The following is a 12,066-nucleotide window of genomic DNA, read 5'->3' on the forward strand; positions in this document are numbered from 1 at the left end:
TGGCTCCCCCTAGAACCACCCCTCTTGCATGCCCAGGCAGGTGTCGTCGCGTGCCTCGAGCAGTGCGAGCTCAGTATGGCAGCCTGGCACTTCCCAAGTCAGGAAATAACGTGCGGCCTGCAACTTGCCACAGTAAAAATCGCGATCGACATCGACTCCCTTCATCAGCCCGAGTTCGGCATGGATGGCCTGCTCCAGCCAGCGCCAGCCGATCACGCAGTGGCCGAACACCTTGAGGTACAGCGCCGAGTTTGCCAGCGCGCCGGCGACCTTGCCCTGGGCCAGGTCGCCGAGCAGTGCCAGGGTCACGGCTTGCAGGCGGTTGACCAGTTGCTCCAGCGGCTGGCGCAGTGCGTCCAGGTTGGGGTGATGGCTGGCGCGCTCGGCAGTGCTGGCGATCAGGCGAATCAGCTGCTTGAGCCCGGCGCCGCCGTTCTGCGCCAGCTTGCGCCCGAGCAGGTCGAGCGACTGGATGCCTTCGGTGCCTTCGTGGATCGGGTTCAAGCGGTTGTCGCGGTAGTACTGCTCTACCGGGTATTCGCGGGTGTAGCCGTGGCCACCAAGAATCTGGATCGCCAGTTCGTTGGCCTTGAGGCAGAACGTCGAAGGCCAGGACTTGACGATCGGGGTGAGCAGGTCGAGCAGTTCCTGGGCTTGGGCGCGTGCCGCCTCGTCGGGTGCGCTGTGGGTGTCGTCGAACAACCGGGCGGCATACAGGCCCAGGTCGAAGGCACCTTCCACATAGGCCTTCTGCGCCAGCAGCATGCGTCTTACATCGGCGTGTTCGATGATCGGCACTGCTGGGCTGCCGGGATCCTTGTTGTCCACCTGGCGGCCTTGCGGGCGTTGGCGGGCGTAGTCCAGCGAGTAGAGGTAGCCGGCGTAGCCGAGCATCACCGCGCCCATGCCGACGCCGATGCGCGCCTCGTTCATCATCTGGAACATGCACGCCAGGCCCTGGTGCGGCTTGCCGACCAGATAGCCGACGCACTGGCCGTTGTCACCGAAGTTCAACGCCGTGGAGGTCGTGCCACGCCAGCCCATCTTGTGGAACAGCCCGGCCAGCAGCACGTCGTTGCGGGCGCCGAGGCTGCCGTCGTCGTTGACCAGATACTTGGGCACGATGAACAGCGAAATGCCTTTCACCCCGGGCGGTGCATCCGGCAGCTTGGCCAGGACCATGTGCACGATGTTCTGCGACAGCTCGTGGTCGCCGCCGGAGATGAAGATCTTGTTGCCCTTGAGCCGATAGCTGCCATCGCCTGCGGCTTCTGCACGGGTGCGGATATCGGCCAGCGACGAGCCGGCGTGGGGCTCGGTCAGGGCCATGGTGCCGAAGTAGCGACCTTCGATCATCGGCTGCAGGAACAGGCGCTTCTGTTCGTCGCTGCCAAAACTCTCGATCAGGTTGGCCGCGCCCATGGTCAGGAAGGGGTAGGCCGTGGTGCCAGCGTTGGCGGCCTGGAAGTGGGCGAAGCAGGCTTGCGAAACCAGGCTTGGCAACTGCATGCCGCCGACGTCGAAGTCGCGGTTGGCGTTGAGGAAGCCCGCCTCGAGGAAGGCCTCTACCGCAGGCTTGACCTCGGGAATCAGCTCGGCGCGGCCGTCGACATAGCGCGGCTCGTGCTCGTCGCCCTTGCGGTTGTGCGGGGCGAAGTACTTCTCGGCAATCGTGCGAGCCGTACCGAGTGCTGCGTCGAAGGTCTCGCGGTTGTGCTCGGCGAAACGCGGGCGCTGGGTCAGGCCCTCGGCGTCGAGGACTTCGTAGAGTTCGAAGGCGAGGTTGCGGCTGCTGAGGAGTTGCTCGGACATGACGGCATTCCTGGGTTCGAGATGCTGCGAGTCTAGAGCCAGGGATAGTGGCTGCACAGGCTCATGGGTGTGCGTGATGACACTCCAGAAGGCTGAGCGCAGGGGGGCCATCAGTGGCGCTCGCTTGTCGAACTACCTTGCGCTGCTCCACTGGTATTTCTGTCAGGTGTGGCTTGTGCATCGCTGGGGTAGCCTAGGCTCTGTCTGAAATGCATCTGCACTCGCCCTTACTGCGTTGAGACGGGGCTCGGAATGCTCATGTACTCCAGTACCGTCGGGCGAGGCCCCCGGGCGTTCCTTACCCTGTTCGCCTTGTCTGGCCTTCGTGCAGACACATTCAGGACAGAGCCTAGGCCTTTGTCGGATCCCCGTTGAGCTCTGATTGGGGGGCTGCTTGCCATTTAGACCCGCACCGGAGCATTGCCCAATGACCAGCAACGCGCCATTAGTCCATTGCCAAACCCCATCGGTATCGGTGTTTGCTCGCAAGCTGAAGGTACGGGAAATCACCTGCCATCGTGATGGGCTTGCGCTTGGGCAGACCACCCTGCTCATCACGCGGCACAGGCACGATCCTCGTGGTTTCCTGGATCGTAGCAGCGACCCGCGTATGGCTGGGCGCGGTCTGGTGAACTTCGCGTTGGCCAACGATTTCGCTGGCAAAGTGCTGCGTGTTCAGAGTGTCGACGCGGGTATTGAAGTTGCCTTGGCTGATATCGATAGTCGGCCTTTGGTGCGTATCACTGCAATCGCGACAGGTGCAGAAGGGCGTGACGATTACAGCCAGGCGGTGGTACGTCGATCGGTGTACGAGGCTCACGGTCTGGCGGGCCGTTTGTCGAGCATCAGCGATACAGTTGGCGGTGGTGTTCCCCGCATGACCCAGCGCTTTGTCTATGGGGATAGCAGTGCACTGGAGCGGGGGCGAAACCTGGCGGGTCGCTGTATACGTCTTTACGACACTGCTGGCCTTGCCCTGCACGACGCCATCGCCATGACGGGGACCACGCTGTCTGTCACCCGACGTCTTCTGGGGCAGGGAGATGAAGTACAGACAGTGGTCGATTGGCAAGGTGAAAGCGTCGATGAATGGGATCGCGCACTTGAGCCGATTGCACAGGCGCGCACTACGTGTTCGGTCGTGGACGCAACCGGAACAGTATCGAGCATTGTCGATGCAGCAGGGCACCTGCGGCGTGTCACCTATGACATCGCGGGTCGGCTCCAGGCAAGCTGGCTGAGGCGCAAAGGCTCTCAAGAGTGCGAGATCGTCCGGTCGACGAGTTACCTGGCAGGTGGACATAAGACCCGTGAACTGCATGGTAATGGTGTGTTGAGCACCTATTTCTTTGAGCCACGAACGCAACGCCAGGCGCGGCTACGGATCGAGCGGCCTGCGAGTCATGCCCTGGGTGCGAGGCTCCTGCAGGATTTGCAGTATACGTTCGACCCTGTGGGCAATGTGGTGAGCGAACGTGACGAGGCCGACAATAGGCGGTTCTGGCGCAACCAGGTGGCGGAACCGCAGACAACCTACCATTACGACAGCCTTTATCAATTGGTCAGCGCCTGCGGAAGGGAGCAGGTCAATGCGTCATCGCGGTCGGGAGAGTACAACACGCCGTCTCCTTCTCCCCATGATGAGACGCTCTTTACCTGTTATACCCGCAACTTTATCTATGACACTGCTGGCAACCTGACGCGCATGGTGCACCGGGTGCCTGCTAGCAATCACTGTCGTGTCGTCGAGATCGCAGTCAGTGACCGCAGCAATCGGGCGGTGCTGGGCATGATGGCGAAGACACCTGCCGAGGTTGAGGCGTTGTTCACGGCAAAGGGTCAGCAGATCTCGCTGTTACCCGGCAATCCCTTGTGCTGGACGCCTCAAGGGGAGTTGCATCAGGTCATCTCCCAGCAACGCGAGGAGGGGCAGGATGACCATGAGCACTACCGTTATGACAATGCGAGCATGCGAGTCCTGAAAGTCAACACGCAGTGGAGCGCTGCAAGCCAGCACACGCTTCGAGTCACCTATTTACCCGGGCTTGAATTGCGCTGCACTACCCGCGATGCCTCCCTTGAGGAGGAGTTGCAGGTTATTTCGGTCGGTGAGGCCGGTCATGCACAGGTGCGAATGTTGCACTGGTGCAGCGAGGTGCCTGACGGGTTGGCGAACGATCAACTGCGCTACAGCTACGACACGCCACTGGGCAACGGCATCCTGGAGGTCGACGGCGCGGGCAGACTGATCAGCCATGAAGCGTATTACCCTTTTGGGGGAACCGCGTTGTGGGCAGCCCGTAGCGAGCTTGAAGGGAGTTACAAGACCTTGCGTTATTCAGGCAAGGAACGAGATGCGACTGGGTTGTACTACTACGGTTATCGCTACTACCAGCCGTGGGTCGGGCGGTGGCTGAGTGCAGACCCGGCGGGTGCGGTGGATGGCCTTAACTTGTATTGCATGGTGCGCAACAATCCGGTGACGCGCAGGGATGCCAACGGATTACACAGTTTTGAGTCGGAGTTCGGGGCTGACTTCGCTGCGTTGGACAAGTTGATCGAGTTTCCGGAGATTTTTAAAAATCTGAAGCCTGGGGTTGTACTAAAGGGCAATGTCAGTCACGACACGCAACATCGAAAGAAATTAACGGTGTATTGGATGCGTGAGAGTGAAGCGTATCAACCCACTGAACTGGAAAGGGTCATAGGTCCGTCGGGCAACAGCGAGCAAGAAGCTCTTGGTCCGGCTGCGCAGCTCGCGGAGGATCTAGGGGTGACTGAACAGTTTGCCAAGGACTTTATGCGTAGCACGTACACTCTGATAGAAAACGGCGAGGAAACGCCCTTGTTTGTACACAACGTCGAGAAGTACTTCAGCCCGCAGCAGCTAGAGGTTATTTCGATGCTTGCGCATCAAGCACTTGCTGCCGAGATAACCAGCTTACTCTACTCCATCGAGCCTGCCGGCGGGGCGTTCACCGAGGAAGGCCAGGTGCGCGGCATATGGTCAGCGGCCCCGGGCGCGGCCTCTGAATACCAGATTCACAGGGGCACAAGAGGCGAACCGGACGAGGTATCGATCAGCTCGAGACAGGTCTTCAGCCTGAAGGATGTGGCGACAGGGGACTTTATAGCTAAGGTTGATGCGATTACCCAGCAGACTGTATTGCTGGCCACATCTACCGAGAGTGGAGCGGTAAATTATAACCTCCAGAAGCATGTGCCCAGCCTGCAAAAGATAACGCTTTTGCATGTTTTGCCGGAGCAACCGGTGACCAAAAAGTCACCCGTTTTATCCAGATTCAAGTTCTGGAAATCGAAAAAAAAACAATAGGTGGGTTGCCCGCGACCACCGTTTCGCTGCTGAACCGGTGGGAGCGGGCTTGCCCGCGATGGCGTCAGTACGGTCAGCCGATGGTCATCAGGCTGGCGTTACCCCCCGCAGCCGCGGTATTCACGCTCACCGCACGCTCGATCACCAACCGCTCCAGCGCGATCTGCTGATCACCGCTGGACAGCCCATGCACACCCACGATGGCACCGGCACGCTTGGCGACCTGCTGGCACACCGCACGCAACTGGTCGGAGTCGCCGTGGTGGATGACCGCGTCGAACGCCACTTCATCCTTGCTCCAGTCGGCCACCAGCTTGATCTTGCCTTGCAGGTCTTTCGGCAGGCGTCCGCGCAGGCCCTTGGCCGGCTCGCCGTCGGCCCACACCGCCGAGCTGCCCACTGCCAGCACCGCGGCGAACTGCGCGAGCAGGTCAGCCTCGTTGTCGGCCAGGCACAGCACATGCTCGCGAGGCAATACGGTGTAGGTGTTGCGCTCGCCGGTCGGGCCAGGCAGGACACGGGTGATGCCACTTTGCGACTGTTCGGCGAACTGCTCGCACAGTTCCACCAGCTCGGGCTGGTCGCTCGAAGCCCAGGCCTTGAGCACCTGCAGCGGCTTGAGCAGTTGGTCGCGCAGGGTGGTGTCGGCCTTGGTCTCACCGTCGGCGCGCTGGAAGTGGCGGGCGATGGCGTCAGCCGGACGGGTCGACAGCAGGCGGTACAGGTACAGCGGGCCACCGGCTTTCGGGCCGGTGCCGGACAGCCCTTCACCACCGAATGGCTGCACGCCGACCACGGCACCGACGATGTTGCGGTTGACGTACATGTTGCCGGCGTTGACGTTGTCCACCACCTTGGCGATGGTCTCGTCGATGCGGGTGTGCACGCCCAGCGTCAGGCCGTAGCCGGAGGCGTTGATCTGCGCGATCAGCTGGTCGAGGTGCTTGCGGTTGTAGCGCACCACGTGCAGCACCGGGCCGAAGATCTCGCGCTTGAGTTCGTCGAAGCTTTCCAGCTCGATCAGGGTAGGCATGACGAAGGTGCCGCGCTTGCACTCCTCGGATTCGGCGATGGCCACCTGGTAGACGCTGCGACCTTTCTCACGCATGGCCTGGATGTGCTTCTCGATGCCAGCCTTGGCTTCTGCGTCGATCACCGGGCCGATGTCCACCGACAGGCGCTCGGGGTTGCCCATGCGGTTCTGCGCCATGGCGCCCTTGAGCATCTCGATCACGCGGTCGGCGGAATCTTCCTGCAGGCACAGCACGCGCAGCGCCGAGCAGCGCTGGCCGGCGCTGTCGAAGGCCGACGACACTACATCGATCACCACCTGTTCGGTCAGCGCCGAAGAGTCGACGATCATCGCGTTCTGCCCGCCGGTTTCGGCGATCAGCGGGATCGGACGACCCTGGGCATCCAGGCGACCGGCGACGTTGCGTTGCAGCAGGCGCGCGACTTCGGTGGAGCCGGTGAACATCACGCCCTTGACCCGCTCGTCGCCGACCAGGCCGGCGCCGACGGTTTCGCCGCGCCCCGGCAGCAATTGCAGCACGCCTTCAGGGATACCGGCTTCGAGCAACAGGCGCACGGCCTGGGCCGCGACCAGCGGGGTCTGTTCGGCCGGCTTGGCCAGCACCGGGTTACCGGCGGCCAGTGCGGCGGCCACCTGGCCGGTGAAGATCGCCAGAGGGAAGTTCCATGGGCTGATGCACACGACCGGGCCGAGCGGGCGGCAGGCGTCGTTGCTGAAGTCGTTGCGCGCCTGCACTGCGTAGTAGCGCAGGAAGTCCACGGCTTCGCGCACTTCGGCGATGGCGTTGGCGAAGGTCTTGCCAGCCTCGCGGATGAGCAGGCCCATCAGCGGCTGGATCTCGGCTTCCATCAGGTCGGCGGTGCGCTCCAGGATCGCGGCGCGCTCGGCCGGCGGGGTGGCTTGCCAGATTGGCGCGGCATTGAGGGCACACTGGATGGCGTTGTCGACGTCGGTGACGCTCGCCTCTTGCACATGGCCCACCACATCGCGGTGATCGGCTGGGTTGAGCACTGGCGCAGCGGCTTCCTGGCTGGTGGCGCAGGCCAGCAGCGGGGCAGCCTTCCAGTCGTTGTGTGCGGTTGCCAGCATGGCGCAGGACAGCGACGCCAGGCGGTGTTCGTTGGCCATGTCGATGCCGGCCGAGTTGGCGCGCTCGCTGCCATAGAGGTCGCGCGGCAGTGGAATGCGCGGATGCGGCAGGCCGATGCTGCCTTCCTGGGTGGCCATGCGCTCGATGCTCGCGACCGGGTCGGCGACCAGTTCCTGGATGGAGATCGAGTGATCGGCGATACGGTTGACGAACGAGGTGTTGGCGCCGTTTTCCAGCAAGCGGCGCACCAGGTAGGCCAGCAGGGTTTCGTGGGTGCCGACCGGCGCATAGACACGGCACGGACGGTTCAGCTTGCCATCGGCGATCTTGCCGACGACCTGCTCGTACAGAGGCTCGCCCATGCCGTGCAGGCACTGGAACTCGTACTGGCCTGGGTAATAGTTCTGGCCGGCAATATGGTAGATGGCCGACAAGGTGTGGGCGTTGTGCGTGGCGAACTGCGGGTAGATGGCTTCCGGCACCGACAACAGCTTGCGGGCGCAGGCGATGTAGGACACGTCGGTATAGACCTTGCGGGTGTAGACCGGGTACCCCTCCAGGCCTTCGACCTGGGCGCGCTTGATCTCGCTGTCCCAGTAGGCGCCCTTGACCAGGCGGATCATCAGGCGGTGACGGCTGCGCTTGGCCAGGTCGATGACCGAGTCGATCACGTACGGGCAGCGCTTCTGGTAGGCCTGGATGACGAAACCGATACCGTTCCAGCCCGCCAGTGACGGCTCGAAGCACAGGCGTTCGAGCAGGTCCAGCGACAGCTCCAGGCGGTCGGCTTCCTCCGCGTCGATGTTCAGGCCGATGTCGTAGTGCTTGGCCAGTTGGGTCAGCGACAGCAGGCGCGGGTACAGTTCTTCCATCACGCGCTCGTATTGCGCGCGGCTGTAGCGCGGGTGCAGCGCCGAGAGCTTGATCGAGATGCCCGGGCCTTCATAGATGCCGCGCCCGTGCGATGCCTTGCCGATCGAGTGGATCGCCTGCTCGTAGGAGGCCAGGTACTTCTGGGCGTCGTGCTCGGTCAGCGCGGCTTCGCCGAGCATGTCGTAGCTGTAGCGGAAGCCCTTGGATTCGAAGCGGCTGGCGTTGGCCAGGGCTTCGGCGATGGTCTCGCCGGTGACGAATTGCTCGCCCATCAGGCGCATGGCCATGTCGACGCCCTTGCGGATCATCGGCTCGCCACTCTTGCCGATGATGCGGGTGAGCGAGGAGGTCAGGCCGGATTCGTTGTGGGTGGAGACCAGCTTGCCAGTCAGCAGCAGGCCCCAGGTGGCGGCATTGACGAACAGCGATGGGCTGTTGCCCAGGTGTGGCTGCCAGTTGCCCGTGCTGATCTTGTCGCGGATCAGCGCGTCGCGGGTACCTTTGTCGGGGATGCGCAGCAGGGCTTCGGCCAGGCACATCAACGCCACGCCTTCCTGGGACGACAGCGAGAACTCCTGCAGCAGGCCCTGGACGATGCCGGCGCGGCCGCTGGCGCTCTTCTGGTTGCGCAGCTTGTCGGCCAGGCCTGCGGCCATCTTGTTGGTCGCTTCGGCCAGCGGGGCCGGCAGGCGTGCCTGCTCCAGCAGCATCGGCACCACTTCTTGCTCGGGGCGACGGTAGGCTGCGGTGATCGCTGCGCGCAGCACGGACTGCGGCAGAATGCTTTCGGCGAATTCGAGGAAGCACTGGTGGGCGTGGTCGGCCGGAAGTTCGCCGGCGTCGTCACCGAGCTGTGCGGCGTGGCCGTTGATTTCGTTCAGGGTTGCACCACCCTCGAGCTTCTCCAGGTAATTGAAGATCGCTTGCTTGATCAACCAGTGCGGGGTGCGGTCGATGGACTGCGCAGCCGCTTTGAGTCGCTCACGGGTCGGGTCGTCGAGTTTGACCCCAAGGGTGGTCGTCGCCATTTCTTATCCTCGTTATTGCCACGGGCGTGGCTAAGCTGGCGGCAAGATTAGCGCCAGGCACCTCTCGGGTGCAACCGGGTGCAACCCGAATTTTTCATGAAAAAGGTGCAACTCGTCTGGCGCAAGACTCTAAACAGCGGAAAGGGTCGTTTTTGCTGCCTTTGCTTATTAAAAGCGTCGCTTTTGCTTCAAAAAGGAGCAAAAAAGGGGTTTTAACTGAAAAGACATTTCCAGGTGCAACTTGCAAATGAAAAATGGTTGCACCCGATTCATGTTGTTGCATAGGATTCGCCGCCTGGGTGCAACCGTCTCACGAAAGTCGGGTGCAAGAGATAACAACAACGCCAGGGCACAACCATGGGCAATCCAATCACGATCACCTTTGTGATCTACATCGCGGCAATGGTGCTGATCGGCTTCGCGGCCTATCGCTCTACCAAGAACCTCTCCGACTACATCCTCGGCGGTCGCAGCCTCGGCAGCGTGGTCACCGCGCTTTCTGCTGGCGCTTCCGACATGAGCGGCTGGCTGCTGATGGGCCTGCCGGGCGCCATCTACATGTCGGGCCTGTCGGAGGCCTGGATCGCCATCGGCCTGACTGTCGGTGCCTACCTGAACTGGCTGTTCGTCGCCGGCCGTCTGCGGGTACAGACCGAGCACAACGGTGATGCGCTGACGCTGCCCGACTACTTCGCCAGCCGTTTCGAAGACAACAGCGGCCTGCTGCGGGTGATCTCGGCCATCGTGATCCTGGTGTTCTTCACCATCTACTGCGCCTCGGGCATCGTTGCCGGCGCGCGTCTGTTCGAAAGCACCTTCGGCATGTCCTACGAGACGGCGCTGTGGGCAGGTGCTGCGGCGACCATCGCCTACACCTTCGTCGGTGGTTTCCTGGCGGTGAGCTGGACCGACACCGTGCAGGCGTCGCTGATGATCTTCGCGTTGATCCTCACCCCGATCATCGTGCTGATCTCCACCGGCGGCTTCGACACCACGATGCTGGCGATCGAAGCGCAGAACGCGGCGAACTTCGACATGTTCCGCGGCGCTACCTTCATCGGCATCATCTCGCTGATGGGTTGGGGCCTGGGCTACTTCGGTCAGCCGCACATTCTGGCGCGTTTCATGGCAGCCGACTCGGTGAAGTCGATCGCCAACGCACGCCGCATCTCAATGACCTGGATGATCCTGTGCCTGGCCGGCACTTGCGCCGTGGGCTTCTTCGGCATCGCCTACTTCTCGGCCAACCCCGATCTGGCCGGCCCGGTCACGGAGAACCACGAGCGTGTGTTCATCGAGCTGGCGAAGATCCTGTTCAATCCGTGGGTCGCCGGTGTGCTGCTGTCGGCCATCCTGGCGGCGGTCATGAGCACCCTGAGCTGCCAGTTGCTGGTGTGCTCGAGTGCGCTGACCGAGGACTTCTACAAGGCTTTCCTGCGTAAGGGTGCTTCGCAGACCGAGCTGGTCTGGGTCGGTCGAATGATGGTGCTGGCCGTGGCACTGATCGCCATCGCCCTGGCGGCGAACCCTGACAACCGTGTGCTGGGCCTGGTGGCTTACGCATGGGCGGGCTTCGGTGCTGCGTTCGGGCCGGTGGTGCTGCTGTCGGTATTGTGGAAGGGCATGACCCGCAACGGTGCCCTGGCGGGGATCGTGGTGGGTGCACTGACCGTGATCCTGTGGAAGAACTACGTCGGGCTTGGCCTGTACGAAATCATCCCGGGCTTCCTGTTCGCCACCATCGCCATCATCGTGGTGAGCAAGCTGGGGCGTCCGAGCAGCAGCATGGTTTCGCGGTTTGAAACGGCTGATGCTGCATATCACGCAGACAAGTAACACCTGCTGATCCGGCGACGGCTGCTTCGCGGGCGGGCCCGCTCCTGTGGGGGCGGGCCTGCCCGCGAATGGTCCTTGTGCCGATCGACGGCCAGGCCTGACTCCGCCCGCAAGGCAAGGTAAACTTGCCGCCCCCGCAGGAGTTGCCATGAACTATCGTCACGCCTTCCACGCCGGCAATCATGCCGACGTCCTCAAGCACATCGTGCTGACCCGCCTCATCGCCTTGATGTCGCGCAAGGAACAGCCGTTCGCCTATATCGACACCCACGCCGGCCTGGGTCTGTACGACCTGCAAGGCGACCAGGCCACGCGTACCGGTGAATATCTCGAAGGCGTTGCCCGCCTGTGGAATCGTGAAGACCTGCCGGCTGCCACCGCTGACTACCTGCGCATCATCAAGCGCCTCAACGCCGATGGCGAGTTGCGCTACTACCCCGGCTCGCCGGAGTTGGCACGGCGCCTGATGCGCCAGCAGGATCGCGCACTGCTCAACGAGAAACACCCCGAAGACGGGCCTTTGCTCAAGGAAAACATGAAGAAGGATCCGCGGGTCACCGTGCACCTGGGCGAGGGCTGGCATGTGCCGCGCGCGCTGCTGCCGGTGCAGGAAAAGCGCGCGATCATGCTGATCGACCCGCCCTTCGAGCAGGCCGACGAACTCAAGCGCTGCACCGTGGCGATGAAGGAGGCGATCGGTCGCATGCGCCAGACCGTCGCGGCCATCTGGTATCCGATCAAGGACCAGCGCTCGCTGACCCGTTTCTACCAGGACCTGACCAGCACCGGCGCGCCCAAGCTGCTGCGCGTCGAACTCTATGTGCATCACCAGGACAGTCCGCAGGGGCTGAACGGCTCGGGCCTCGCCATCGCCAACCCGCCATGGGGGCTGGAGGAGGAGCTCAAGGAGCTGCTGCCCTGGCTGGCCAGGGAGCTGGCACAGACGGCGGGCAGCTTCCGCATGGACTGGCTGATCGCCGAATAACCCCGCTCCCACAAGGGGCAGTGTGTCCCTGATCTTTGCGTTATAATCCCGCCCTTTAGCCGCCAGCCGCCCACG

Annotated in this window: 6 protein-coding genes; 3 read left to right on the forward strand and 3 right to left on the reverse strand. The window is 62.7% G+C overall.

Annotated features, from left to right (window positions below; translation table 11 throughout):
* Positions 1–9 precede the first annotated feature (9 nt).
* A complete protein-coding gene (locus ACNFHO_RS20160; RefSeq protein ID WP_063546477.1) occupies positions 10–1,812 on the reverse strand; it encodes an acyl-CoA dehydrogenase in 1,803 nt (600 codons plus the stop codon).
* Between the two features lie 427 nt (positions 1,813–2,239).
* Here ACNFHO_RS20160 and ACNFHO_RS20165 point away from each other — a divergent pair, with 427 nt between their 5' ends.
* On the forward strand, positions 2,240–5,146 hold the full coding sequence (locus ACNFHO_RS20165; protein WP_416767156.1) for an RHS repeat-associated core domain-containing protein: 2,907 nt from the start codon (positions 2,240–2,242) through the stop codon (positions 5,144–5,146).
* Positions 5,147–5,219: 73 nt separating this feature from the next.
* Here ACNFHO_RS20165 and putA read toward each other — a convergent pair whose 3' ends face one another.
* Positions 5,220–9,170, reverse strand: a complete 3,951-nt coding sequence (gene putA / locus ACNFHO_RS20170) for a trifunctional transcriptional regulator/proline dehydrogenase/L-glutamate gamma-semialdehyde dehydrogenase (protein WP_416767157.1) — start codon at positions 9,168–9,170, stop codon at positions 5,220–5,222.
* A 94-nt stretch (positions 9,171–9,264) separates the two neighbouring features.
* Positions 9,265–9,453 carry a hypothetical protein gene (locus tag ACNFHO_RS20175; RefSeq protein ID WP_416767158.1) on the reverse strand — a complete coding sequence of 63 codons (189 nt, stop codon included), beginning with the start codon at positions 9,451–9,453 and terminating at the stop codon, positions 9,265–9,267.
* 74 nt (positions 9,454–9,527) lie between these two features.
* Here ACNFHO_RS20175 and putP point away from each other — a divergent pair, with 74 nt between their 5' ends.
* Both putP and ACNFHO_RS20185 read left to right on the forward strand, forming a co-directional pair.
* Positions 9,528–11,006, forward strand: coding sequence for a sodium/proline symporter PutP (putP, locus tag ACNFHO_RS20180; RefSeq protein ID WP_416767159.1), 1,479 nt, complete (start codon positions 9,528–9,530; stop codon positions 11,004–11,006).
* 148 nt (positions 11,007–11,154) lie between these two features.
* The gene (locus ACNFHO_RS20185; protein WP_054893140.1) at positions 11,155–11,991 is read left to right on the forward strand and encodes a 23S rRNA (adenine(2030)-N(6))-methyltransferase RlmJ; all 837 of its coding nucleotides are present in this window, start codon (positions 11,155–11,157) and stop codon (positions 11,989–11,991) included.
* The last annotated feature ends 75 nt before the right edge of the window (positions 11,992–12,066 follow it).

This window comes from Pseudomonas sp. NY15374 (assembly GCF_048068255.1).
Classification (GTDB): Bacteria; Pseudomonadota; Gammaproteobacteria; order Pseudomonadales; family Pseudomonadaceae; genus Aquipseudomonas; species Aquipseudomonas machongensis.

Excerpts from the sequence above, each read along its gene's own strand:
- putP (WP_416767159.1), top strand. The coding sequence starts at position 9,528 with ATGGGCAATCCAATCACGATCACCTTTGTGATCTACATCGCGGCAATG.
- ACNFHO_RS20160 (WP_063546477.1), bottom strand. The coding sequence starts at position 1,812 with ATGTCCGAGCAACTCCTCAGCAGCCGCAACCTCGCCTTCGAACTCTAC.
- ACNFHO_RS20185 (WP_054893140.1), top strand. The coding sequence starts at position 11,155 with ATGAACTATCGTCACGCCTTCCACGCCGGCAATCATGCCGACGTCCTC.
- putA (WP_416767157.1), bottom strand. The coding sequence starts at position 9,170 with ATGGCGACGACCACCCTTGGGGTCAAACTCGACGACCCGACCCGTGAG.
- ACNFHO_RS20175 (WP_416767158.1), bottom strand. The coding sequence starts at position 9,453 with ATGCAACAACATGAATCGGGTGCAACCATTTTTCATTTGCAAGTTGCA.
- ACNFHO_RS20165 (WP_416767156.1), top strand. The coding sequence starts at position 2,240 with ATGACCAGCAACGCGCCATTAGTCCATTGCCAAACCCCATCGGTATCG.